This window comes from Granulimonas faecalis (assembly GCF_022834715.1).
GTDB lineage: Bacteria > Actinomycetota > Coriobacteriia > Coriobacteriales > Atopobiaceae > Granulimonas > Granulimonas faecalis.
This window is the reverse complement of the sequence record NZ_BQKC01000001.1, coordinates 1566971-1591612: the sequence shown is the minus strand read 5'-3', so window position 1 is coordinate 1591612 and position 24642 is coordinate 1566971. Positions and strand designations below refer to the sequence as shown.

Sequence of the window (24642 nt, the reverse complement as noted above, 5' to 3'; positions counted from 1 at the left end):
TCGCGTGGACCCTGCCACCAAGGAAAGGGGCGCCGCAGCCGCTGCGGCGCCCCTTTCCACACAGGCGGGATCCCTTACTCACGCCCTCGGCCGGTCACCGCCTCTTTCTCCAGAGCATGACCGTCGCCGATGCCCCGCTGCCGCCGCCAGTGCGACGAGCGAGGCTGCCGGGTCGCCGAGGTCGAGGGAGAAGGACCGGCCGTCCGGGGCCGTGGAGAGGCGCCCGGCGAGGTCCACGGTGCGCACCACGCGGGTGACGCGCCCCTTGGCGTCCATCTCCACCTGACGGAGCACGAAGCTGCCCGGCACGTAGGTGTCGCCGCCGGACCCCTCGCTCAGGGAGTCGTCAACCCGCGCCCCCGTGAGGTCGGCGCCCCGGCGGTTGATGCGCATGGTCCAGCTGGCGGTAGGGGAGCCGGTGTCGGGGGATCCCCACTTGGCCAGCACCTCGTCATGGATGTCGCGGTCACCGAACACCTCGACCTCCATGGACGTCACCTTGTCGCCCACCGTAGCCTGGACGGTGTTGCGGCCGTCCATGTTCAGCCGGCTCCGGACGAACGAGGCCGCCAGGTAGATGGACCCTCTGACGTTTCTTCTGCCCTCCACCCAGTCGGTGAGCGTCATCCGCACGGTCCCGCCGCCCTCCGGGTCCGGGTCCACGTGGGCCCGCGCCACCACGGTCGCGCCGTCCTCGCCGTAGAGGTCGAAGTCCCTCGCGGCGCTGTCCTCGGGAAACCGCATCTGGTCGGGGAGGGTCACGTCAAAGTGGTCGGCGGCCCGGAGCCCCTGGCCGGCCGCCGAGGCGTCCCAGGTCATGGCGAGGTAGAAACGGGAGGCGTAGTAGACTCGGTCCACGTCGCGGTGGCTCAGGTCCTGTATGGAGAAGCGCTCCACGGCCACGTCGACCGGCTGCGTGGCCGATGCCTCGCGCGCCGCCGCCACAGTCCCGGCACCGAGGAGGACGATGGCTGCCGCCAGCGCCCCAAAGACCACGTATGCGATCATCGTTCTTCTCATATTGCATATCCTCCATTCCATCCTGTGCTGAATGAGCACAGGTAATCAACCCTGTGCTACAATGGCAAATGAGAACAGACGCAACCATTTTCTCATTTTTATGTTAAAGATATGCAAATATTAACGTGAGGACCGCAGATTCCGCAAGGGTTCCTCGCGGTAAAATCTCAATGTATTTAAACTCATCCAAGCACGGTGGAGAACCGGTGTGTCCCTGCCCACGCCGGCCCATGGGAAAGGGGGCGCCGCATCCCGTGCGACGCCCCCTTCGGGGTCAGGTGCCTGTCGCGGGGCGGCCGGTGCCGCCCCCGGGGCCGCTCAGCGGCCCTCGCAGCCGCCCTCCAACGCCTCCAGGACGGAGTCGCGGTCGTCGCCGAGGAGGTCGGCGAGGGTCTTGGAGTCCAGGAACGCGGACATCACCTGCCCGAGCTCCTGCCAAAGCGGCAGGGTGGGGCAGAAGCTCGCGCGCTCGCATAGCATGCCGTGGCTGCAGTCAAGGCATGCCACGGGCGCCAGCGGTCCGTTCTCGGCCACACGGAGCACGGAGCCCACGGTGTACCCGGACGGGTCGCGGGAGAGGCGGTAGCCGCCGCCCTTGCCGCGCTGGCTGTCCACGAAGCCCGCCTTGGTCAGCAGCGCCATGACCTGCTCGAGGTACTTTCGGGAGATCTGCTGGCGCTCGGCGATGTCGCCCAGCGACACCCAGCCGTCGTGGCACCCGAGGTCGACCATGACCCGCAGGGCGTAGCGCCCCTTGGTGGAGATGACGGCCATGTCAGGCTTCCTCGGTGGTCGTGGGGCCCTCGGCGGACCCGGACAGCATCTCGTCGAGGGTGCGCCAGGCCAGCTCGGCACACTTCACGCGCGCGGGCATGTGGGAGATGGACTCGAGGCAGGTGGCCTCGTCGAGCTCGTCGAGCTCGTCGGCGGAGAGCTCCTCGCCGCGCACCATGCGGCCGAACAGCGAGCACAGGCGCCGGGCCTCCTCGGGGGTGCTGCCCTGGACCAGGTCGCTCATCATGTCGGCCGAGCCCTGGCTCACGGCGCAGCCGGTGCCGGTCCAGCTGGCCTCGGAGATGGTGCCGTCGTCCCCCACCTTGACGTGGAGCATGAGGTCGTCGCCGCAACTGGGGTTGATGCCCTCGTGGGTGCAGGTGGCGTCCTCGATGGCGTAGTTGTAGTCGGGGTGCGAGACGTGCTCCAGCAGCGCCGGCGTGTACAGGTCAGCGGCTCCCATTGAAGACCCCCCATACGAACTCGAGCCCGTCGATGAGGGCGTCGATGTCTGACTTGTCGTTGTAAAAGGCCAGAGAGGCCCGGTTGGTGTTCTCCACCCCCAGGCGCAGCAGCAGCGGCTGGGCGCAGTGGTGGCCGGCGCGGATGCACACGTCCTTGCTGTCGAGCAGGCTCGAGACGTCGTGGGGGTGGATCCCCTCCACGTTGAACGCCACGACCCCGTGGCGCTCGTGCGGGTCCTCGGGGCCGTAGACGGTCACGTAGTCGAGCTCCGCCAGCCGGGCGGTGAGGTAGCCCACGAGGGCCTCCTCGCGGGCCTGGATGGCCGGGTAACCAACGGCCTCCACGTAGTCCGTGGCGGTGCCGAGGGCCCCGATACCGGCGGCGTCCTGGGTGCCGGCCTCGAACTTCTCGGGGACCGGCGCCCAGACGGCCTCGGTCTCGGTGACGGAGTCGATCATCTCGCCGCCCGTGAGGAACGGCGGCATGGCCTCGAGGAGTCCCATCCTGCCCCACAGCACCCCGATGCCCATGGGCCCGAATACCTTGTGGGCCGAGAAGGCGAGCATGTCGCAGCCCAGCTCCTCGACGTCCACCTTCATGTGGGGCACCGACTGGGCGGCGTCCACCACGACCTTCGCCCCCATGGCGTGGGCGCGGTCGCAGATCTTGCGGACGGGGAGCTCCACGCCCAGAACGTTGGACACGTGGGCCACGGAGACGATGCGGGCCCTGGGCCCGACCTTGGCCTCGATCTCCCCGTCGGAGAGGTGCCCCTCGGCGTCGGGGTAGAGGTAGACGAGCTCGGCGCCGGTCTCGGCGCACACCTGCTGCCAGGGGATGAGGTTGGAGTGGTGCTCCATGACGGAGATGACCACCTGGTCGCCGGGGCGGAGCAGCAGCCTGCCCAGGCAGCTGGCCGCGATGTTGAGCGACTCGCTCGCGTTGCGGGTGAACACCACCTCGCGGGGGTCGGGGGCCCCGATGAGCCGGGCCACCTTGACGCGGGCCTCGTCGATGAGCTGGGTGGCCTGCACCGAGAGCTCGTAGAGGCCGCGGAGCGGGCTGGCGTTCATCTGCCGGTAGAAGTCCGCCTGGGCGTCGATGACGGCGGCGGGGCGCTGGGCCGTGGCCGCGGAGTCGAGGAAGTACAGGCCGGGGTGGCAGGAGAACAGCGGGAAGTCCGCCTTGTAGGGGTTCTTGGAGATGTCGGCGGCCACGGCGGGGTCGAGGGAGGGGGCCCCGGTGAGGGGCGCGCCGGCCTCGATGTCGGCCGCGGGGGCGCCGGCGGCGTCGCAGGCCGAGGGGAAGGCCTCCCCGGCGGTCGCAGGGGTGCCGGCGACGACGGTGGTCGCGGTGTCTTGCTTGGCCATGGTCACTCCTCCTCACCGGCGGCGAGGTCGGCCGCCGTACGCGCGTTCTCGGCCGCCTCGGGCCCCAGGTTCCACGACGCCCAGGCGCACACGGCCTCGGCAGCCTCCCCGCCGAGGGTGGCGGCGGCGTCGTCCACGAGGGCCGAGACCATGAGGTCGGCGGCGTCGGTCTCGGTGATGCCGCGGCATCCCAGGTAGAAGAGCTGCTCGGGGGAGAGCGAGCCGATGGTGGCGCCGTGGTTTCCCACCACGTCGTCCTCGGAGCACAGGATCACCGGCAGGGTCTTGTTGACCACGGAGTCGCCGGCGAGCACGACGGTCTCGCTCTCGGAGCCCTCGGCGCCCTTGCAGCCGCGCACGAGGTCGATGGTGGCCCGGAGTGCCTTCCGGGCGTCGCCCGTGAGCACGCCGGTGCAGGCGATGTCGGCGCGGGTCCTGCGGCCGCGGCAGCTCACCTCGTAGGAGGCGTCCACCACCTGGCCGGCGCGGCCGATGTAGTGGAGCGCCGCCTCCACGGAGGCACCGTCGCCCGCGAGGTCCACGGCCACGCCGGTGGCCGAGCTCTCGCTGCCCAGGACGTACTGGTCGATCGCGAGCCCGGCGCCGTCGCCGAGGACGGCGCCCAGGCTGTCGATGTGGCGCTGGCCGGCCCCCTGGGCCACGAGCAGGGCCACGGAGCAGCGGGCGCCCGGCTCGAGCACGAGGCGCAGGGCGCTGCCGGTGGTGGCGGCGCCGGTCTCGTCGCCCAGGGCGAGCACGCGCACCTCGGCGGAGGCGTCGGCCCCCACGACCACCGTGGTCTGGGCCAGGGTGCCGTCGGGGGAGAGGCACGGCACGGTCACGGTGCCGCCGTCGGTGCCGTCCGGCACACGCACGACGGTGCGCCCGGTGGCGCCGGCGTCCACCCACGCGGTGGCCTGGGTGCCGGCGCCCATGACGATGCCGCGGGCGTCGTCGGGCACCTCGGTGTCCATGAGGTCCCCCAGGGCCGTCCCGTCGGCGAGGCGGGCGGCCACGGCGTCTGCCACGGGCACCTCGAGGGAGGTCTCGTTGACGGCGAGCCAGTTCCAGGTCTGGGCCGGTGCGGGGTCCACGTGGGACAGGGTGACGGTGCCCTGCACGGTCTTCTCGTCCGCCATCAGCCGATCGCCCCTTCCATCTCGAGTTTGATGAGGTTGTTCATCTCGACGGCGTACTCCAGCGGGAGCTCCTTCGAGACGGGCTCGGCAAAGCCGTTGACCACCATGCCGCGCGCCTCCTCCTCGCCGATGCCGCGGCTCATGAGGTAGAGCACCGTGTCGTCGGAGATGCGGCCGATGGTGGCCTCGTGGCCCACCTGGGCCGTGGCGCAGCGCACGTCCATGGCCGGGACGGTGTCGGAGACCGACCGGTCGTCGAGCATGAGCGACTGGCACGACACCGTGCAGCGGGCGTTCTCGGCCTTGGGGGTGACCACCACGGAGCTGCGGAACGTGGAGACGCCGCCGCCCTTGGAGATGGACTTGGTGGACACCGTGGCGCGGCAGTCGGGCGCGGCCATGTGCACCTTGCAGCCTGTGTCGAGGTCCTGGCCGGCGCCGGCGAAGGTGATGCCGGTGAAGTCGCAGGTGGCGCCCTTGCCCATGAGGAGGCTCGACGGGTAGAGGTAGCTCACGTGGCTGCCGAAGGAGCCGGAGACCCACTCGATGGACCCGCCCTCCTCCACGCGGCAGCGCTTGGTGTTGAGGTTGTACATGTTCTTGGACCAGTTCTCGATCGTGGAGTAGCGCAGGTGCGCGTCCTTGCCCACGAAGAGCTCCACGCAGCCGGCGTGGAGGTTGGCCACGTTGTACTTGGGGGCCGAGCAGCCCTCGATGAAGTGCAGGTCGGCGCCGGGCTCCACGATGATGAGCGTGTGCTCGAACTGCCCGGCCCCTGCGGCGTTGAGGCGGAAGTAGCTCTGGAGCGGGAAGTCCAGCGACACGCCTGCGGGCACGTAGACGAACGATCCGCCGCTCCAGACGGCGCCGTGGAGCGCGGCGAACTTGTGGTCCGTCGGCGGGACGAGCCTCATGAAGTGCTCGCGGATCATCTCCTCGTAGGGGCCGTGGAGCGCCTCCTCGATGCCGGAGTAGACCACGCCCTGCTCGGCGACCTCCTCGCGCATGTTGTGGTAGACGAGCTCGGAGTCGTACTGGGCGCCCACGCCGGCCAGGCTCGTGCGCTCCGCCTCCGGGATGCCCAGGCGCTCGAAGGTGTCTTTGATGTCCTCGGGGACCTCGTCCCAGGAGTCGGCCTGCTTGGAGCCGGCGGTGACGTAGGTGGAGATGTTGGCCATGTCGAGGCCCTCGATGGAGGGGCCCCAGTTGGCGGGCATGGGGGTGCGCTCGTAGATCTGGAGGGAGCGCAGGCGCAGGTCGAGCATCCACCGGGGCTCGTCCTTGCGGCGGCTGATGTCCTCCACGATCTCGGGCGACAGGCCGTCGGCGAAGCGCTCGTAGCCCTCCTCGCTCTTCACGAAGTCGTAGAGGCTGCGGTCGACGTCGGCCACCTCGGTGCGGGCGCGCTCTTGGGTCTCGGCCATGGGCTAGGCCTCCTTTGCCGCGGCGACCTCGTACTCCTCGAAGCCGTTGGCGTCGATATGCGCGATGAGGGCGGCGTCGCCGGTGGCGACGATGGAGCCGTCCACCATGACGTGGGTCTCGTCGACGTCGAGGCGCTCGAGGATGCGGGTGTTGTGGGTGATGACGATGAGAGAGCCGCCGCACTGCTCGCGGTAGGCCTGGATGCCGCGGGAGACCACGCCGAGGGCGTCGACGTCGAGGCCGGAGTCGGTCTCGTCGAGGATGGCCAGCCTGGGCTGCAGCAGCAGGAGCTGGAGCATCTCGACCTTCTTCTTCTCGCCGCCGGAGAAGCCCACGCCCAGCTCGCGGGTGAGGTAGGCGGTGTCCATGTCGAGCTGCTCGGCGAGCTCGGTGACGCGGCGGCGGAACTGGCGGGCGGTCATCTTGAGCTCGGGGCGCTTCTGGCAGATGGTGCGCAGGAAGCTGTACAGCGGCACGCCGGGGATCTCCACGGGCGCCTGGAACGAGAGGAAGATGCCGGCGAGGGAGCGCTTGTCCACCGGGAGGCCGGTGACATCCTCGCCGTCGAAGCCGATGGAGCCGCCGGTCACGGTGTAGGCGGGGTCGCCCATGATCACGTGGCCGAGGGTGGACTTTCCGGCGCCGTTGGGGCCCATGAGCACGTGGCACGTGCCGGGGTCCACGTCGAGGTCAACGCCGTGGAGGATGGGCTTGTCGTCGGCGGAGGCCGAGAGGTCCCTGACGCTCAGAAGGGGGGTAGGCATGCTTGGTCCTTGCCTCGGGGTGTGCGGTACCCGAACAAAATACCCCTTTGAGAGTGGGAATATAAGCCCCGTCTTCCGTACGCGTGCCCCACACATCCGCTCACCCATGGTAGGATGGCGGGACCGTATCCCTTGTTTTCCGAGGAGTTGAGGCGAAGTGGCTGCCAGGAGGCTTATCGAGCATTAGGTGACCCGGACCCGTCCGCGGTGCCTGATGCGCTCCCGGCCCTGCAGCCCCCTTCCTCCTTGGAGTCCCCATGGCCTACAGCCCGTTCCCTGCCGCCCCGTCCGCCGAGGCGAGGCTCTTCGTCTCCCGCCTCCTTGCCCGCATGGGGGTGGAGGTCAGCTACTTCATCGGTGTCTTCGGCACCGCCACCTACGCCATGGGGGCCGACGCCTTCGCCATCTCGGGCATGATGCTCGTGGGCAACCTCTTCATCGTCGTGGGCACCGCCTTGGCCGGCCCCGTGGTGGACCGCGTGGGACCGCGCCGCTGCCTCATGGGATCCCTCGGGCTCACGGCCTGCATCTTCGCGGCCTACGCGCTCGTTGACGACTCCATGGGCCTGCTCGTGGCGTTCCTCGCGTGCTGGTCGCTGTTCATCGGCTTCACCAATACGGGGTTCGCCACCTACCCGCCGTACCTGGTGGGGGAGGAGGGCCTCAAGCGCTGCAACGGCCTGATGTCCGTGGCCACCTACGGCGCCATCGTGGCGGGTCCCGTGCTGGGCGCCGCCGTGTGCTCGGTGTGGTCCGTCAAGGCGGTCTTCCCGCTGGCCGCGCTCTTCTTCGCTGCCGCCGTGGCGGTCACGGGGGCCAACCCTGAGCGCCGTCGGCCGGACGCCGCCCCTGCCGGGGAGGGGCCCGCCGAGGGCGGCCGCGGGCGCTATCTGCTGGAGGGGTTCCGCGCCACGTTCACGAGCCGCACCCTGGCGCTGCTGTTCCTGCTGGGGTTCTTCGGCTACTTCTCGTTTGGCGCGTTCGACTCGCTGGAGTCCATCTTCTACCGCGACGTCCTGGCGGTCCCGGTGGAGTTCCTGGGCTGGCTCACGGCTGCTGTGGGGTTGGGCTGCGTGTGCGGCTCGGTGGCCATGATGCGGCTGTCCCGCGAGCGGCTCACCGTGCGCGCGTGCGCCCTCATGCTCTGCCTCGTGGGTGTGGGCAGCGTGGTCTACGTGGGCACCGGGCTCTGGCAGGTGGCGGCCGTGGGTCAGTTCCTGTGCGGCCTGGGCTTCGGCATGCTCGGCCCCACGCGCGACATGCTTGTGCAGGAGATGAGCCCGCTCGACGTGTGCGGCCGCGTGGTCTCGGTCATGCAGCTGGGCCTGCAGCTGGCCGGCGTGGTGCCGCTCTTCTTCGCACCTTTTCTGGCCGAGGCCTTCGGCGTGCAGCCGGTGCTCGTCTGCGCCGCCGTCGTGGCCGGGTCCGTGGGCGCCGGTTTCTACCTGGCGGTTCCTCGCGTGCTGGGCCGCGGCGCCCGGCCGGGGAAATAAAACAATAAAAAACGGATGCCGTCTCTTTGGGGCGATGCCGGTGTTTCCTCAGTGGCCGATAATCCCGGTTGTTGCCGGCTCCCCTAAAGAGGTATAAGGGCCGGTGACAAAAGGGACGTCGGCGACAGGGGAGTCCGGTGGGGCAGGCGCGCGCAGGCTGGTACGCGGCAACGGGTAGGTTCATCGGCGGCCATATGGCCCTTATTGCCCCTATCTGCGTGGTTGTGGGCGTGACCTTTGCGCGCTGGGTCTCTCCCGTCGAGGCGGTGGTGCCAGCGCTTTTTGCCGTCATGACGTTCCAAGGCGCCCTCAACAACCGGTTTCGCGAGGTGGCCGAAGTATTCAGGCGCCCGCTGCTGCTCCTGCTGGTGCCGGCGGTCTCCCTCGTGCTCATGCCCTCGGTGGCCTGCCTGCTTGCCCGGCTGCTCTTTGCCGACGACCCTCAGGTGGTCTGCGGCATCGTGCTGGAGTACTGCGTGCCCGTGGGCGTGGTGAGCTACATGTGTGGTGAGCTACATGTGGGTGGGCATGTACGGCGGCAACCGCAGCCTGGCCCTCGCGCTCATCCTGCTCACCACCGTGGCGGCGCCCTTCACCATCCCGCTCTCCCTCGAGGCCCTGCTCGGCGCCACGGTGGAGCTGGACGTGGCGGCCATGATGGGCCGCATGCTCACGATGATCGCCGTCCCTGCCGTGCTGGGTATGGTGGTGAACGACGCCACCCGCGGCTGGGGCGAGCGGGTGCTCTCGCCGGCGCTGGGACCTGCCGCGCGGGCGCTCCTCGTGGTCATCATCACCGCTAACAGCACCGGCATGGCGCCGTACCTCGCCACGGTCACCGTCGAGACGTTCTGCGTGGCCGGGTTCGTCCTGGCCTTTGCCACCGGCGGCTTTGCCCTGGGCTGCCTTCTGGCCCGGGCCCTGGGCCGTGACGCCGCCGACACCGTCACGGCCTGCTTCTGCTGCGGCATCAGAAACATCAGCGCCGGCGCCGTGATCGCCGCGCAGTTCTTCCCGGGCCCGGCGGTCTTCGCCGTCATGATGGGCACGCTGTTCCAGCAGGTGCTGGCCGGCCTCATGGGCAAGGCGCTGGGGAGGCTGGTGGACGCGTCCGAGGGGTGAGCGGTGCCAGGGTGCCCTTGAGTGAGTGACCTCCTTCGGTGGGTGCGGGCAGGCCCTTGAGTGAGCGAAAACCCGCTCACGGAGCCTTCGTGCGCGCCCTATCCGCTCACTGAGAGGTACAGCGGCACTCACCGAGGGCCGCCTGGTCCTGCGGCCGCGCACCGGGAGACCGGTTGCGCCCGTGCTGCGGCTGGCTATCATGGGGACTCTTGCAGCAGTCCCCCCCCGGGGGGGCAGAGCGGAGGCCCCATGGGTCGTGACACAACCTCGCCCAGGCGCGCCGACGATCGCGCCATCTCCCTGCTCGTCGCCTGCCGGCTTGTGGCCACGCTCGCCAATACCAGCTGCTTCACCGTGGGTGTGCTCGGCACGGCCGTCTACGACCTCGGCGCCACGGTGTTCGAGGTCTCCCTCCTCATGCTTGTGGTGAACCTCGCTATCGTGGCGGGCAACGCCGTGGGTGGCCTGGCGGTGGATGCCCTGGGCCCGCGACGGGTGCTGGTGGCGGGGCTCGTCGGCTACACGCTCACCGCCGTCGTGTTCTTTGTCGTGCCGCTCTCCCTGACGGCCCTCACCGCCGTCTGCGGCCTTTACTCCGCGGTCTTCGGCGCCATCGTCACGGTGTTCACGTCGCTGCCTCCCTTCGTGGTGTCCGACGCCTCCCTGGCCCGGGCCAACTCCCTCATGGCCACGGCCGAGAACGCCGCTTACATAGTGGGCCCCGCGCTCGGGGGCATGGTGGCCCTGGCGTGGTCGGCGCCCGGCTGCTTTGCCGTGCTCGGCATCGGCGGCCTTTTGGGTGTGCCCTTCGCCCTTGCCCTGCCGGCGGGGGCCGACGGCGCAGGGCGCCACGGCGTGTGCGACGGCGCGTCCGACGAGGCCTCCCGCGACCGCGGTGTCTCCTACGTCTTCCAGGGCTTCCGTCTGGCCTTCTCCACTCCGGCCCTGGCGTGCCTCGTGCCCATGGCGTTCCTGGCCTTCTTTGCCTTCGGGGCCTTCGACTCCTTGGAGACCGTCTACTACCGGGACGTCCTCCAGGTGGGCGTCGAGTGGACCGGCTGGCTCAACGCCGTCATGGGATTGGGTGCCACGGCCGGCTCCCTGGCACTGCTGCGGGTGCCCGAGCAGCGCCAGACCGTGGGCCTCGCTGCGGGGCTGGTCGCCGTGGTAGGTGCGGGCACAGTGCTCTACGTGGCCACGACGAGCCCCCTGGTGGCCGCCTGCGGCATGGCGGTCCTGGGTTTCGGCTGGGGGCTTTTCGAGCCCCTGCTCAACCTCGTGGTGCAGCGCGACGCCCCCGAAGGCGCCGTGGGCCGCGTCATGGGGGTGCTCCAGATGGGCCAGCGCAGCTCCGGCGTGCTGCCCCTGCTCGCGGCGCCGTTTCTGGCCCAGGCCTTCGGCGTGCAGCCGGTGCTCGTGACAGCCGGGGTCGTGGCGCTGGTGGCGGGCCTGGCCTTCGTGGCGGTGGCGAGGCGCGTGGCGCCGGGCCGGTGATGCCGCGATCGAGCCCGAAAGCGGGAGCCGACCCCTCCCTCACCACCTGAACGCGTCCGAGGGCGGCTCCCGCGGCACCTGAACGCAGTTGAGGGCGGATTGTCCCTCCCTGAACGCGGTTGAGGGCGGGTTCGCCGGATATTTCGCCACGGGGGTCGCCCCTAACCGCGTTCAGGTGCCGGGAGCGGTCCCGCCGTGCCCGCGCCCGTGCCGCGGCCCCACGTCCCATGTGCGGGCCGCACGCCCCATGTGGTGGGACCGTGAAGAATGACAGGTACCGTTTGAATCCTCTCGACGGGTTTGACCGGTACCTGTTAGATTTGTCGCCATGAATAACAGGTGCCTGTTGTAAATGCGGGCACCCCCACCGCAACCAGGAGGTTCCATGTACGACAACAAAGAGCTCATGCACCGCTTTGCCAAGGTGGGCCGCATGGCCATGGGTGGCCGCGGCCGCCACGGCCACCACGGTCCCGAGGGTCCCCGCCACTGCTGCCACAGGGGGCCGGAGGGTCCCGCTCCCGAGGGCGGCCATCACGGCCCCCATGGCCGCTGCCACGGCCGTGGGCCGTCCGGCCCCATGAGCCCCATGCGGGGTCAGGGCCGCATCCTCGCCGCCCTGGCCGACCGGGACGGTCTCACCACCCGCGACCTCGTCGAGCTGCTCGACGTCCGACCCTCCTCGCTCAACGAGTCCCTCGGGCGCCTCGAGGCCCGCGGGCTCGTGGGGCGCAGCCAGTCGCAGGCCGACGGCCGCCAGGTGGAGGTGCGCATCACCGACGCCGGCCGCGAGCTCGCCCAGGCCATGGCCGAGCGCGACCCCTCCTCCATGTTCGACTGCCTCACCGATGAGGAGCGCGAGCAGCTGGGCGCCCTTCTCGACAAGGTGATCGCCTCGGTCAAGGAGGCGCGCACCGACCCCGAGCGAGGGACCGCGTAAGCCCCCATAAAGCCGTTTGGTACTTTTTGGTGCCAAACATGATGAAAACCACCAAACGGGTCGCCGTTTGGTGGTTTTTCGGTCTTCGGACGAGGGAAAACCACCAAACGACCGGTGGCCGGCCCCCGCCCCCCCGCCCCGGCCCCCAACCGCCCTAGGAAAAAGGGCCCCACATCCGGAGATGCGGGGCCCTTCGCGTCCATGGGGTCGGCCATGCGGCCCCGGAGCGGGTTAGCGCAGGACGTTGAAGCCGTTGCGGCCGGCGTACTGGGCGGAGTCGCCGAGCTCGTCCTCGATGCGGAGGAGCTGGTTGTACTTGGCCACGCGGTCGGTGCGGGCGGGGGCGCCGGTCTTGATCTGGCCGGCGTTGGTGGCCACCACGAGGTCGGCGATGGTGGTGTCCTCGGTCTCGCCGGAGCGGTGGGAGACGATGCAGGCGTACTTGTTGCGCTGGGCGAGCTCGATGGCGTCCATGGCCTCGGTGAGGGAGCCGATCTGGTTCACCTTCACGAGCAGGGCGTTGGCGGCGCCGTTGTCGATGCCCTTCTGGAGGCGCTTGACGTTGGTCACGAACAGGTCGTCACCCACGAGCTGCACCTTGTCGCCGATGCGGTCGGTGAGCTTCTTCCAGCCGTCCCAGTCCTCCTCGTCGAGGCCGTCCTCGATGGAGACGATCGGGAACTCCTCCACGAGCTCGGCCCAGTAGTCGACCATCTCGTCGGAGGTGAGGGTGCGGCCCTCGCCCTTGAGGTTGTAGGTCTTGGTCTCGGGGTCGTAGAGCTCGGAGGTGGCGGGGTCCATGGCGATCATGAAGTCCTCGCCGGGGGTGAAGCCGGCCTTGGTGATGGCCTCGACGATGAACTGCAGCGGCTCCTTGTTGTTCTTGAGGTCGGGGGCGAAGCCGCCCTCGTCGCCCACGCCGGTGCTGTGGCCGGAGTCCTTGAGGACGTTCTTCAGGGTGTGGTAGACCTGCGTGGACCAACGGAGGCACTCGGAGAAGGTGGGGGCGCCCACGGGCACGATCATGAACTCCTGGAAGTCCACGTTGTTGTCCGCGTGCACGCCGCCGTTGAGGATGTTCATCATCGGGGTGGGGAGCACGTGGGCGTTCACGCCGCCCAGGTAGTTGTAGAGCGGGAGGCCCACAGACTCGGCGGCGGCGCGGGCCACGGCCAGGGAGCAGCCGAGGATGGCGTTGGCGCCCAGCTTGCCCTTGTTGTCGGTGCCGTCGGCGGCCAGGAGGGCGGCGTCCACGGCGCGCTGGTCGCAGGCGTCCATGCCCACGAGCACGTCGGCGCACTCGTCGTTGACGTGGTTCACGGCCTCGAGGACGCCCTTGCCCATGTAGCGGTCCTTGTCGCCGTCACGCAGCTCGACGGCCTCGAACTGGCCGGTAGAGGCGCCGGAGGGAACGATGGCGCGACCCTGGGAGCCGTCCTCGAGGGTCACCTCGACCTCGACGGTGGGGTTGCCGCGCGAATCGAGAACCTCACGGCCGTAGACATCGATAATCTCTGCCATTGTTTGGAGCTCCTTTCGTGAGCGCCCGACCCGGAACTGCCCGGGTGCGGTTTTCTTTCACTGACTTTAGGCTTGCGCGGGCCGCCCTCGCGCCCGGCGTCCCCGCACTTTGGCAAACCCCGTCAGAAGTTCATAAGAAAAATGAGGGGACAGAGGCGAAAAACGCAGCTAGTTGGGGGATGTCCAGCTGACAAGGGACAACTTCTCCGCACGGGGCCGGGCCAACGTGGACGCCGTGTAACGGCGGGGCCGGACCGTGGGGCGCGGCGCCGGGCCTGCACTAGAATGCGAGGGGCAGAGGGGCCGCGCGGCGGCCCGCAGCTTTTTTCGACGAAGAGGGGACGCAGCCATGGCATTGAGCCAAGAGGACGTCCGCGGCATCGCCGACTATGCCCGCATCGCCTTGGAGGGCGACGAGCTTGAGGCCATGACCGCCTACATGAACGACGCGGTGGCAATGCTCGCGCCGGTCGTCGGGTTCGCCCAGGAGGCGGACCCCACCTACCACCCCATCGGCGACCTGGCCAACGTCATGCGCCCCGACGAGGTCAAGGCCGGCCTGGAGCTGGAGGACGCGCTCTACAACGCCGTCGCCGTCAAGGGCCGCTGCTTCCGCGTGCCCTCGATCATGCCCGGCGAGGCGGAGGGGGGCGACCAGTGATGGCCAACATCGACCAGCTCACAAGCTCCCAGATCGCCGCCGGCGTGGCGGCGGGCGACTTCTCTGCCACCGAGGTCTGCCACGCGGCCCTCGACGCCGTGACCCAGCGCGACCGCGACGTGGACGCGTTCCTCGAGATCACCTACGACATGGCTCTCGACCGCGCCCACGACCTCGACCGCGCCCGCGCGGCCGGCGAGGTGCTCGGCCCCCTGGCCGGCGTGCCCGTGGCCTTCAAGGACAACATGAACCTCGAGGGCTCCCACACCACGTGCGCGAGCCGCATGCTCGAGGGGTTCGACTCGCCCTACACCGCCACCTGCGTGCGCCGCATGGTCGACGCCGGCGCTCTGCCCATCGGCAAGACCAACATGGACGAGTTCGCCTTCGGCTCCTCCACCGAGACGAGCCACTTCCAGAAGACCCGCAACCCCTGGGACACCCGCCGCGTGCCCGGCGGCTCCTCGGGCGGCTCGGCCGCCGCGGTGGCCGCCGGCGAGGTCACGCTGGCCCTGGGCTCCGACACGGGCGGATCCATCCGCCAGCCGGCGTCGTTCTGCGGCGTCGTGGGAATGAAGCCCACCTACGGGGCGGTCAGCCGCTACGGCGTCGTGGCGTTCGGCTCGTCCCTCGACCAGGTGGGCCCGTTCGGCCGCTGCGTCGAGGACGTCGCCCGCGCCATGAACGCGCTCGTGGGCCCCGGCAGGGACCCGCTCGACTCCACGAGCCAGGACGTTCCCGTGGACTTCCTGGAACACCTCGACGACCCCGTCGAGGGCCGCACGGTGGGCGTCGTGGGCTCGCTCCTCGAGGCCGAGGGCCTCTCGCACGAGGTCAAGGAGGCCTGCGGGGCCGCCTGCCGCGCCCTCGAGGACGCCGGCGCCACCATCGTGGACGTCGAGCTGCCCCACATCGACGCCGCCATCAACGCCTACTACGTCATCGGCCCCTGCGAGGCCTTCTCCAACCTGGCCCGCTTCGACGGCGTGCGCTACGGCTACATGGAGCAGGGCTGCGGCACGCTGGCCCGCCAGACGTCGCTGTCGCGCGCCCACGGGTTCGGCACCGAGGCCAAGCGCCGCCAGCTCCTGGGCGCCTACCTGCTCTCCTCGGGCGTGTACGACCGCTACTACATGGGCGCCCTCTCGGCGCGCACCCTCATCGGCCGCGACTACGCCGACGCCTTCTCCAGGGTTGACTGCCTGCTCATGCCGGTGGCCCCGCGCACGGCGTGGTTCTCCGGCGAGATGGGCGACGCCACGCAGATGTACCTGTCCGACACGTTCACCATCTCGAGCAACATCGCCGGCAACGGCTCGGTCTCGGTGCCCATGGGCCTCGGCCACGACTCGGGGATGCCCGTGTCGGTGCAGCTGCAGACCCCGGCGTTCCGCGACCGCACGCTGCTCACGTTCGCCCGTGCCCTCGAGAGGGCCGTGGGTGCCGGCGCCGTGGCACCCGGCTTCGCTGGAAGGGGAGGCTCCCTGGCATGAAGACGCTGAACGAGGTGCTCAAGGACTGGGAGGCCGTCATCGGCCTCGAGGTCCATACCGAGCTCACCACCCTCGAGACCAAGATGTTCTGCGGCTGCAGGCTCAGCCATGACGACGAGCCCAACACCAACGTGTGCCCGGTGTGCCTGGGCATGCCCGGCGCGCTGCCGGTGCCCAACGAGGAGGCCATCCGCTCCATCGTCAAGGCGGGCCTCGCCACCAACTGCACCATCGAGAAGCACTCGATGTTCTACCGCAAGCACTACTTCTATCCCGACATGGCCAAGAACTTCCAGACCACCCAGGGGCCCGTGGCGTTCTGCATGCACGGCCACCTCGACCTCGAGGTACAGGGCCCCGGCGCCAAGGAGCGCGAGGACCGCGCCGGCCTGGAGGCGCTGGACGACGGCTACGTCGCGCCGGTGCGTATCCTGCGCATCCACATGGAGGAGGACGCGGCCAAGATGGTGCACGTGGGCGGCGAGGAGGGCCGCATCGCCAGCGCCACGGAGTCGCTCGTCGACTACAACCGCTGCGGCACCCCGCTCATCGAGCTCGTGACCGAGCCCGACCTCCGCACCCCCGAGGAGGCCCGCCTCTTCATGGAGAAGCTCCGCCGCACGTTCCTCGCGCTGGGCATCTCCGACTGCTCCATGGAGAGCGGCTCCATGCGCTGCGACGGCAACGTGAGCCTCCGGCGCCGCGGCTCCAAGGGGCTGGGCACCAAGACCGAGCTCAAGAACATCAACTCCTTCAAGAGTCTGCACGACGGGCTCGAGTACGAGATCCGGCGCCAGGCCGAGGTGCTCGAGGGCGGCGGAGAGGTCTTCCAGGAGACCCGCCACTGGGAGCCCTCCAAGAAGCGCACCGTGGTCATGCGCGTGAAGGAGACGGCCGACGACTACCGGCTGTTCCCTGACCCCGACCTCGCGCCTTTCGACCTGTCCGACGAGTTCGTCGAGGGGTGCCGCCGCGAGCTCCCCGAGCTGCCCGACGCCCGCCGCGACCGCTATGTGGCCGACCTCGGCCTGAAGCGCGCCGACGCCGCCCAGCTGGCGGCCGACCCCGATGCCGCCGCGTTCTTCGACGCCGCCGTGGAGGGCGCGCCCAAGCTGGCCCAGGGCATCGCGAACCTGTTGGTGAACGACGTTGCCGGCCACCTCAACGCCGCCGGTCTGGGCTTCTCGGCATCCGACGTCTCTCCGGCCCAGGTGGCCGGCCTCGCCGCGCTGCTCGCCGAGGACGCCATCACCGCCAGGCAGGGCCGCGAGGTCGTGGAGCTCATGGCCGGCACCGACCGGACGCCCGACGCCGTCGTGGACGCCAAGGGCATGCGCCAGGTCACCGACGACGGTGCGCTGCTGCCTGTCGTGGAGGCCGTGGTAGCCGACTGCCCCGACCAGGTGGCGCAGTTCAGGGACGGCAACCAGCGCGTGGTGGGCTTTCTCGTGGGCCAGTGCATGAAGCGCGCCAAGGGCTCCGGCAACCCCAAGCGCTTCAACGAGCTGCTGGTGGAGGCCATGTCCAAAGTACCCGCGGCGGAGGCCGAGCCGGCCGCTGCGGATAAGGGGGCGGCGGAGAAGGCTGCTACGAAGCCGGCCAAGCCCGCGGCGAAGCAGGCCGAGCCTGCGGCGAGGAAGGCGGCAAAGGCGGCGTCCAAGAAGACCGCGGCCAAGAAGGCCGAGCCGGCTACTGAGAAGGCGTCTCCCGCCAAGGCAGCCGCCAGGGTCAAGACGACCGGGGCTGCAGCCAAGCCGACTGCCAAGACGACCGGGGCTAAGAAGACCGCCGCCAAGAAGACGACGGCTGCGACCAAGGCGGCCGCGGCGCCTGAGCCGTCCTCGTCCGCCGAGGCCGCCCCGTCCAAGACCAAGCCTGCCGCGGCCAAGGTCGAGAAGGTCGCGGCCGCCTCCAAGCCGAAGGCCGCCGCCAAGGCCCCGGCGGCCCCCAAGACCAAGGCCGCGACGGCTCCGGCCAAGAAGGCGGTCGCGCCTAAGGCCGCCAAGGCCCCGGCGCCCGCCGCCGACAAGGCCCCTGCGGCCACGGCGGAGGCCAAGCCCGCCGATCCCGAGGCCAAGCCCGCGAAGTCCCCGGCCGGCCGCAGGTCCGCGGCCAAGCCGTCGGCCCGAAAGCGCCGCAAGTAACGGCGCAGGACAATCGGGCCGTCGGGCGCCCCGACCCCTCGGGAGGGTCGGGGCGCCTTCTCTTTCTCACATCGGGACCGGCCATGCCGAAGGCCCCTGTGGCATGGGTCTCTCGGCTCGATGTGCGTCAAGACCCATGCCAAAGCCCGCTCCGGCATGCCCGGAATATATAAATTGAGAAATATCATAAGTGACAGATGGGCCGGGCACCGCTGTCAAGTGATAGCGGTGCCCGGCCGTTGGGACAAAAGTGCCCGACTGATGGGACAAAAGTGTCCGGGTGATGGGACGGGGGCCGGCTAGTCGGTTCCTATCACCGACGACAGGATCATCGAGACGAGCGAGATCACGATGGCGCCGATCAGGGCCGAGCCGAAGCTGTCGATGTAGATGCCCACCCCGAGCACCGCGCGGGCGAGCCAGCTGGAGAACTCGAGCAGCACCGCGTTGATCACGATGTAGAAGATGCCCAGCGTGAGCACGGTGATGGGCAACCCGATGACCTGCAGCACCGGTTTGATGGAGACGTTCACCAGCGACAGCACCAGGGCGCAGGCGAGCGGGCCCACCCACTGGCCGCCTACGGCGAAGATGCCTGGGACGATGTTCACGGTGACGATGGTGGCGATGAAGGTGACGAGCCAACGGCCGATAAAACCCATGAGTTGCTCCTGTCCTGCGCTCCCCGGCGTACCGTACCATGGGAGGGTGACGTGTCAGATATGAAGGTATGTTCCCAGGAGACCCCATGGACCGACGGCGCGAGGAGCAGATGAGCAGACCCGATGTGGACGCCCTGGCGGCCGCCCTCGTGTCCGTTTCTACCGTTGATGAGGCCAAGGCCCTCATGGTGGACCTCTGCACCGTCCGCGAGATCGACGACCTCGCCCAGCGCCTCGAGGTGGCGCGCATGCTCGACGCGGGAGACCCCTACGCCAGCGTGCAGAAGGCCACCGGCGCCTCCTCGACCACCGTGAGCCGGGTCTCCAAGTTCCTCAACGGCGGCTTCGGCGGCTACCGCCTCGTGCTCGACCGCATGGACGGCGCCCGTTGAGCACGGCCCCGCACGACGGTGCCGTGACGCCTCGGGCCGCCGAGCTCGTGTGGCTCGTCGCCGGCTTCGTCGTCACGGCCCTCGACCTCTCCCGCCGCGCCCGCGAGTGGCCCCTGCACCGCGAGTCCCTCGCCGGGATGCCCGTCGACGAGGCCCTGCGCCTCTCGGCCGCGGCGGACCGGTCCTGGACGCGCCTCGGCGCCGTGACCTCGTTCTGGATGAGGGAGCCCCTCGGCCCCGGCCCCGCGGAGGCCTGGCGCCTCGACCGCTCCTGGAGGGGCGACCGCACCCTCGGCCCCGGCGACGTCCTCCGGTCGCTCGCGTCCTCCGCCCGCTCCTCCCGGCGCCCCGACCTCTGCCGCGCCCTCGCGGCCCTCGAGCAGGGGCGCCCCGCCCGTGCGGTCCGCATGATGGGGGAGGGGCCCGCTGCCGACGACCCCGCCTGCGCCCAGGCGCTCCGTCGCGTGCGGGACGCCCTGCTCGATGTCGCCGCCGAGAGGGGCACCCGCTCCCTGCCGGCCACCGGGGAGCTCCGCCGCGCCCTCGCCGTGCTGCTCCCGCCCCTCGTCCCGCCTGCGCCACCTGTCCCTGCCGGCCGTCCCGCGGCGGGGCCGGCCCCCGACGCCGCCGTCCCCGTGCCGCCCGCTTACGCCCCCGGGCCCGTGGACGAGGCGGCGCGGCCCCTCGTCGTCTGCCGCACCGACGAGCGTGTCGGCGGCCTGCCGCGCCTCTCAGCGTCCCAGCTGGAGTCCTATGGGGAGTGCCCCGGCAAGTGGCTGGCCCTCAGGCGCCTGTCCCTGGGTCGGGTGGACGCGACGTTCGACGGCGCGGCGGTGGGCAGTCTCGTCCACCGCGTCCTCGAGCGGGTGCACCGCCGCCTCTACGAGGAGGCCTGCGCGGCGGCCGGCGTCGACCCGGACGAGAGGCCCCTGACCCCCGTCCGGGGCAGCGCCGTCGCGCCCGACACCCTGGGCCGTGCGCTCGAGCTCCTCGACGAGGAGCTCGCGGGGGACCTGGGCGACCAAGTGCGCACCTACCGTCGGGCGGCGCAGCAGTCCGTGGTGCCTCACTCGGCCGAGGAGCTGGCGCGCCTCTCCGCCGTGGCCGACGAGCTCGCCGGGTTCCTCTCGTGGGAGGCCGCCCACGGCGACGGGCTGCAGCCCCGGTGGTTCGAGGCCGCCTTCGGGCGGGAGTGCCCGCAGGTCCTGGGTGGCGCGTCGTTCGTGGGCACGGTGGACCGCATCGACGTCGCCCCGGACGGCCTGGCCCGCATCGTGGACTACAAGCACCGCTCCGCGGCCGAGGAGTACTGCACCGCGTCCGGCCCCGTCGCCGCCCCGGCCCCCCGTCACGCCCAGGCCTACCTCTACGCCCTCATGGTCGACGGCGTGGACCCCCGGCTGCGCCCCGGATCGGCCCTCTACGAGGGGACCGTGGCGCCGTGGGAGCCGGCCGGTGCGGGGACGGCCGAGGGCCTCGGATCCACGGTCATGCTACCTTTTGTGAACGATATGCAACCGGATGCATTTTCAGCCGTGCTTCACACCGTGGCCGACGACGTGGCCGCGTCCGTGGGGTCCATCCTCGCCGGTCGGCTCGCCCCCGCCCCCGTGGACGCCCGCGCCTGCGCCTTCTGTCCCGCGCCGGGCTGTCCCAGGCGCCGCTCCCCGGAGGGCGCGCCCGTGGACGACGCTGCCCTCTCCCCGGAGTTTCAGGTCTCTGCAGCCGCAACGTTCCTCTCGCAGCCCGGCGACACGGCCCGGGGGCTCGCCCCGCTCCTCGTGGGCCCCCTCTTCTCCCTCTCCGCCGGCGATCTCCTGCTCTTGGCCACGGGCTGCGACCCGCAGACCGGGCGCCTCTCGCACCGGCGCCTCGACCGCGGCGTGCTGGCTGGCGAGGCCGGTCTCGCGGCGCCCCCGTCGTCCCGGCTCGCCCACGCCCTCGCCGTGCTGGGGGGCGCCGTCTCGGCTGCGGCGACGATGCCCCTCGATGCGGCGGTCCGTACCCTCGTCGAGGGGAGCGGATGGCCGGGGCGCCTGGCCGCGTCTCACGCCCCTGGGGACGCTGCCACCCTCGCCCGCCTGACGGCCGCGCTCTCCCGCCTCTCGTGCTCCGAGGTGCGCGCCCGGCGGGCCCTCTGAGGTCTTTCGGCCGGTGGGCGCCGACAAGTTGCCGTTCACCTATATTCACCCATATTTTGGATTGCATTCAGAAATGACTTGCAGCGGGAAGGTCCCACCCGCTAACATATCGACTAAGCACGTTGTATAAGCCGGTGTGAAATGCCCGCCGTGGCTGCGGGGCAGGACGTGTCGGTCGGGGAGGACAGGGGGTACCCATGGAGAGGGAGAGCGTCGAGCTGCAGGAGGAGCAGGAGCATGCCGCCCGCCTGATCATCGAGGGCACACGGCTTCTCACCACGAGAATACCCGCCCTTTTCGAGACGGAGGCCTCCGACATCACGTTCCGTCAGTGGGAGGCCCTCAAGGTCGTCCTCGCCGCGCGGTCGCCCGAGATATCGCTCTCGGACATCACCTCGTACATGGGGTACTCGCGCCAGAACGTGAAGAAGCTCGTGTCGGGCCTCGAGCGTGCGGGCTACGTGACCCTCCAGCCGTCCCACATCGACAACCGGGCCCTCCGCGTGGAGGCCACCCGCAAGGCCCGTTGCGAGGCGCCCCGCTACGCCGAGGCCGAGAGCCGCATGATCTGCTCGCTGCTCGACGGCGTGCAGGAGAGCGACCTCTCGGTGAGCGCCCGCACCATGGCCGCGATGATCCGCAACGTGGCCTACGACTGAGCGCCCGTCGCGTTCCCACCGCCGGAACCGGCCTTCCCGGGCCCGCCGTCCTCCCTTCCCCCGGGGGCGGCGGGCCTTTCCCGTTCCGCCCCACCGTCGGCCGGGGCGCCGCCCCTGGGGAGCCCCACCTTGGGGGCCACGTAGCCGTGGCTGAGGATCCGCAGGCACTCGGCCACCACCATGCGGTCGCAGGCAGCCGGGTCGTCTGCGCAGTCGGCACCGTGGTCACGGTAGGTGGCGGGGTCGTCCACGAGGTAGTAGTGGCGCATGAGGCGCATGGACTCGTGGGGGTGGGGCTTGCCGGGTCGGGGTGAGCGGCCCACGAACGCCATGGTGCGCTCCAGACCGTCGAACCCGCCCTCCAGGGCGCGCCAGCCGTTGGCCCTGAGGAAGGCGCACCACCGCGCGTGCTCCAGGTCGCCCATGGCGCAGAGGAGCGGGTGCTCGGAGCGCAGGCGCGCGTCGCCGGCGGCCAGGGCCCTGCGGCGGGCCGCCCGTTCCTCGGCACCGGTGCCGGCGGGCCCCGGGCGCACGCCGGCCAGCGCGGCCACGGCGCAGGCGTCGCCGGCGGCCAGGCGCTCCAGCACAGGGGCCACACCCAGCTTGGCGAGCCAGCGGCCCTGGAGCTCGCCCGACACGTCGCGCTGCGCCCCGTCGCCCAGTCCCAGGCACCACAGGCGGTAGAACGTGAACCGCGTGGCCGCGCGGTTGGAGAGCTTCCTCACCTCGTAGGCGTTGTAGTCCTCCATGGCCCGGCCGCGGCCCACCTCGGTGGGCCTCCCCGCCGCGGCCGCCTGGGCGCCGTCGTAGGCGGCCTGCAGGTTGACCGAGGCGTCCTCCCAGGGGGCGGCCAGGATGGAGTCGTAGGAGAAGACGTCCTCGGTGGAGCCGAACGGCACCAGGCCGAACCGCTCCTCGCCGCCGGAGATGTTGCGCACGGACTCCAGGACCTCCTCGCTGCGCACGAGCACTGAGACCAGAGGGTTGCACTGGGGTGGCGTAGCCTCGTCGAGCGTGCCGGCGAGCACGCGCTCGGAGAGGGTGCGGTGCAGCCTCAGGGACACGTCGAGGTCGACCTCGTCGTCTCCGAGGCACGTCACGGTGTAGACGCGGCTCTCCCTGCCGATGGAGACGGTGCAGGTGCCGGCCCCGTCGGGCCCCCAGCAGAGAGCCTCCACCTCCTTGCCGGCGAGCAGCGGAGAGAGGTCCTCGGTGCGGGCGTCCGCCTGCACGAGGCACACGGTGGGCAGCGCCTTCCCCTCCGCCCCGTCCTCGGCCAGCGGCTCGGCGAGGTCGGCCAGGCACGACGGCTCGCCCTCGGGCACGCGTTCGGCCATGAGGCCGGGCCACATGGCGGCGAGCTCGCCCAGGCGCTTCCCCGCCTCCAGGTCCACGCCCACGATGCGGAGCTCCACTCCGGGCAGGCGGCCGAACCAGAAGGCGGCGCGCACCGCCTCGGCGCCGAACGACCCCACGCCGAGCACCAGTACGACGAGGCGCTGCCGGGGCACGAGCCCCGCCGAGACGTCCACGGGGTCGAGGACCTCCGTGAGCGGGTGGCTCACGAGGGAGTCCCACACCACCTGGCGCTCCTCGGAGAGCAGGCGCACCTCCACGAGGTCGCGCACCCGCACCATGAGCGGGGAGAGGCCCTCCACGATGCGACGGCGCCGCTCCTCCTTGGAGCCGTGGCCGCGGTTGCGCCTGAAGAGGCGCGCCAGGACCTCCTCGTCGGGGCGGCGGTGGGGGAGGGAGTCGAAGATGAGGTCGTCGTCGGGGTTGCCGTGGACGCACCACACGTGGATGTTGCCGGCGTAGCGGCGCGTGCGGTCGGTGAGGGAGGGCCGCGCGCCCACGCGGTCGACGTCCCAGGCCCGCGCGCCCATCTCCCACGAGACCATCTGGCTCGTGAGGGTGTCGCACAGGGCGATGGTGGCGCGCACGTTGTCGTCGGTGTCGTCGGATACCACGAGGTAGTAGACGTTGCAGCGGGTCTGGGTCCAGCGCGCCAGGTGGCCGGGCACGCTCTCGAGCCCCAGGGGCGTGAACACCACCGTGGCGCAGCCGTAGGCCTCCTCACGCACCTGTTGGGCCATGCCGTTGCCGTCGGCGACGGCGGCGCTCGACAGGTCGCAGAACACCAGGAGCGGCATGGAGCGGCTTCGCCTGCCGCCCTTCTGCACGTGGTCGAGCAGGTCCTTGGCCAGGGTGACGGTGTTGTCGTTGAGGTCGTAGAACACGTAGATGTCGCGCCCCAGGACCGACTTCTTGGCGCTCTCCACATAGAGGAGCAGGCCCGTGAAGCCGTTGGCGAAGAAGTCCACGGCCGTGAGGGCCAGCATGACCGGCGCCGCCACGGTGTAGAAGCAGAGCACCTGGTAGTAGAGCAGGGAGAGCAACCCGTCGCCCATCACCTGGTGGATGACCGGCGTCCACTCCTCCAGCTCGCCCGCCACGCCGGTGATGTTGACGGTGAAGTAGAACGTGGCCGGCACCGCCTGGGCGAGCCCGGGCCAGAGGTCGCCGTGGGACCCGGGCAGGTGGATGGCGATGGGCAGCAGGAGGAAGAACGCCCCCACGAGGATGAGGGCGAACTTGCCGCCCATGGTCCCCAGCCACTTGAAGCGGCTCTTGAGCCTGGCGGAGCCGATGGATGCGGCGATGAGGACGATGGAGAGCACGCCCACGGCGAAGCAGAAGGCGGCCAGGGGGTCGGTGTGGGAGAGGTTGACGAAGCGCTCCTCGGCCACGGTGGACGAGTGGATGACCGACCCCGCCCCGGTCTTGTCGATGAGATGGGTCGTGTCCATGGCGGTTTCCTCCTCGTCTCCTGCCAGGAAGGGGAATATGCCCCGAGTCGGTCCCCGTTTTCTTGGCGTGGGGCGTTTCCAGAACCTTCTCCGCCAGCCCCCGTGTCGGGTAGTATCAAGGACCCGCCAACGCGGCACGACCGTCCCTACGAC

19 protein-coding genes and 2 pseudogenes are annotated in these 24642 nt (G+C 70.5%); 11 read left to right on the top strand and 10 right to left on the bottom strand.

Annotated features, from left to right (window positions below; translation table 11 throughout):
• Positions 1-78: 78 nt before the first annotated feature.
• From OR600_RS07215 to sufC, 7 genes are all read right to left on the bottom strand, one after another.
• Positions 79-1020, bottom strand: a complete 942-nt coding sequence (locus OR600_RS07215; protein ID WP_265590917.1) for an Ig-like domain-containing protein — start codon at positions 1018-1020, stop codon at positions 79-81.
• Positions 1021-1338: 318 nt separating this feature from the next.
• Complete coding sequence (locus OR600_RS07210) at positions 1339-1794, bottom strand: RrF2 family transcriptional regulator (protein WP_135978751.1); 456 nt, start codon at positions 1792-1794, stop codon at positions 1339-1341.
• Position 1795: 1 nt separating this feature from the next.
• Positions 1796-2257 (bottom strand): Fe-S cluster assembly sulfur transfer protein SufU, encoded by a 462-nt coding sequence (gene sufU, locus OR600_RS07205; protein ID WP_135978752.1) that lies wholly within the window; start codon positions 2255-2257, stop codon positions 1796-1798.
• Entirely contained in the window at positions 2244-3629 is a 1386-nt protein-coding gene (locus tag OR600_RS07200) for an aminotransferase class V-fold PLP-dependent enzyme (protein WP_265590916.1), read from the bottom strand. The genes sufU and OR600_RS07200 overlap by 14 nt, the downstream gene beginning before the upstream one ends.
• A 2-nt stretch (positions 3630-3631) precedes the next feature.
• Positions 3632-4768, bottom strand: a complete 1137-nt coding sequence (locus tag OR600_RS07195) for a SufB/SufD family protein (RefSeq protein WP_135978753.1) — start codon at positions 4766-4768, stop codon at positions 3632-3634.
• Positions 4768-6192, bottom strand: coding sequence for a Fe-S cluster assembly protein SufB (gene sufB, locus OR600_RS07190; protein ID WP_265590915.1), 1425 nt, complete (start codon positions 6190-6192; stop codon positions 4768-4770). The genes OR600_RS07195 and sufB overlap by 1 nt, the downstream gene beginning before the upstream one ends.
• Positions 6193-6195: 3 nt before the next feature.
• On the bottom strand, positions 6196-6957 hold the full coding sequence (sufC, locus tag OR600_RS07185; protein WP_204407031.1) for a Fe-S cluster assembly ATPase SufC: 762 nt from the start codon (positions 6955-6957) through the stop codon (positions 6196-6198).
• Between the two features lie 257 nt (positions 6958-7214).
• On the opposite strand from sufC, the gene OR600_RS07180 reads away from it, so the two are divergent.
• The 5 genes and pseudogenes from OR600_RS07180 (at position 7215) to OR600_RS07165 (ending at position 12006) form a co-directional block, all read left to right on the top strand.
• A complete protein-coding gene (locus OR600_RS07180; RefSeq protein WP_265590914.1) occupies positions 7215-8450 on the top strand; it encodes an MFS transporter in 1236 nt (411 codons plus the stop codon).
• Positions 8451-8644: 194 nt separating this feature from the next.
• Positions 8645-8914 (top strand): annotated as a pseudogene (locus tag OR600_RS09985) (bile acid:sodium symporter family protein); the annotation flags it as partial.
• A 40-nt stretch (positions 8915-8954) separates the two neighbouring features.
• Positions 8955-9572 (top strand): bile acid:sodium symporter family protein, encoded by a 618-nt coding sequence (locus tag OR600_RS07175; protein WP_265590913.1) that lies wholly within the window; start codon positions 8955-8957, stop codon positions 9570-9572.
• A 249-nt stretch (positions 9573-9821) separates the two neighbouring features.
• The gene (locus OR600_RS07170; protein ID WP_265590912.1) at positions 9822-11066 is read left to right on the top strand and encodes an MFS transporter; all 1245 of its coding nucleotides are present in this window, start codon (positions 9822-9824) and stop codon (positions 11064-11066) included.
• A gap of 385 nt (positions 11067-11451) precedes the next feature.
• Positions 11452-12006, top strand: coding sequence for a MarR family winged helix-turn-helix transcriptional regulator (locus tag OR600_RS07165; protein ID WP_204407027.1), 555 nt, complete (start codon positions 11452-11454; stop codon positions 12004-12006).
• A 231-nt stretch (positions 12007-12237) separates the two neighbouring features.
• On the opposite strand, the gene eno is transcribed toward OR600_RS07165, so the two are convergent.
• A complete protein-coding gene (gene eno, locus OR600_RS07160; protein ID WP_135978760.1) occupies positions 12238-13527 on the bottom strand; it encodes a phosphopyruvate hydratase in 1290 nt (429 codons plus the stop codon).
• Positions 13528-13876: 349 nt separating this feature from the next.
• Between eno and OR600_RS07155 the strand changes: the two genes are divergently transcribed.
• From OR600_RS07155 to gatB, 3 genes and pseudogenes are all read left to right on the top strand, one after another.
• Positions 13877-14188 carry an Asp-tRNA(Asn)/Glu-tRNA(Gln) amidotransferase subunit GatC gene (locus OR600_RS07155; RefSeq protein WP_135978761.1) on the top strand — a complete coding sequence of 104 codons (312 nt, stop codon included), beginning with the start codon at positions 13877-13879 and terminating at the stop codon, positions 14186-14188.
• Positions 14188-15681, top strand: a complete 1494-nt coding sequence (gatA, locus tag OR600_RS07150; RefSeq protein ID WP_265590911.1) for an Asp-tRNA(Asn)/Glu-tRNA(Gln) amidotransferase subunit GatA — start codon at positions 14188-14190, stop codon at positions 15679-15681. The genes OR600_RS07155 and gatA overlap by 1 nt, the downstream gene beginning before the upstream one ends.
• Positions 15678-17207: pseudogene (gene gatB / locus OR600_RS07145) on the top strand (Asp-tRNA(Asn)/Glu-tRNA(Gln) amidotransferase subunit GatB); the annotation flags it as partial. The gene gatA and the pseudogene gatB, both read left to right, overlap by 4 nt.
• A gap of 917 nt (positions 17208-18124) precedes the next feature.
• Here the strand turns inward: gatB and OR600_RS07140 are convergent.
• A complete protein-coding gene (locus tag OR600_RS07140; RefSeq protein WP_265590910.1) occupies positions 18125-18487 on the bottom strand; it encodes a phage holin family protein in 363 nt (120 codons plus the stop codon).
• Positions 18488-18573: 86 nt separating this feature from the next.
• On the opposite strand from OR600_RS07140, the gene OR600_RS07135 reads away from it, so the two are divergent.
• The 3 genes from OR600_RS07135 to OR600_RS07125 all read left to right on the top strand — a co-directional run bounded on the left by OR600_RS07135 (position 18574) and on the right by OR600_RS07125 (position 21679).
• Positions 18574-18879 (top strand): YerC/YecD family TrpR-related protein, encoded by a 306-nt coding sequence (locus OR600_RS07135; protein WP_204407188.1) that lies wholly within the window; start codon positions 18574-18576, stop codon positions 18877-18879.
• Complete coding sequence (locus OR600_RS07130) at positions 18876-21020, top strand: PD-(D/E)XK nuclease family protein (RefSeq protein ID WP_265590909.1); 2145 nt, start codon at positions 18876-18878, stop codon at positions 21018-21020. The genes OR600_RS07135 and OR600_RS07130 overlap by 4 nt, the downstream gene beginning before the upstream one ends.
• A gap of 197 nt (positions 21021-21217) precedes the next feature.
• Entirely contained in the window at positions 21218-21679 is a 462-nt protein-coding gene (locus OR600_RS07125; protein ID WP_251173107.1) for a MarR family winged helix-turn-helix transcriptional regulator, read from the top strand.
• Here OR600_RS07125 and OR600_RS07120 read toward each other — a convergent pair.
• A complete protein-coding gene (locus tag OR600_RS07120; protein WP_265590908.1) occupies positions 21670-24489 on the bottom strand; it encodes a hypothetical protein in 2820 nt (939 codons plus the stop codon). The genes OR600_RS07125 and OR600_RS07120 overlap by 10 nt on opposite strands.
• Positions 24490-24642 lie beyond the last annotated feature (153 nt).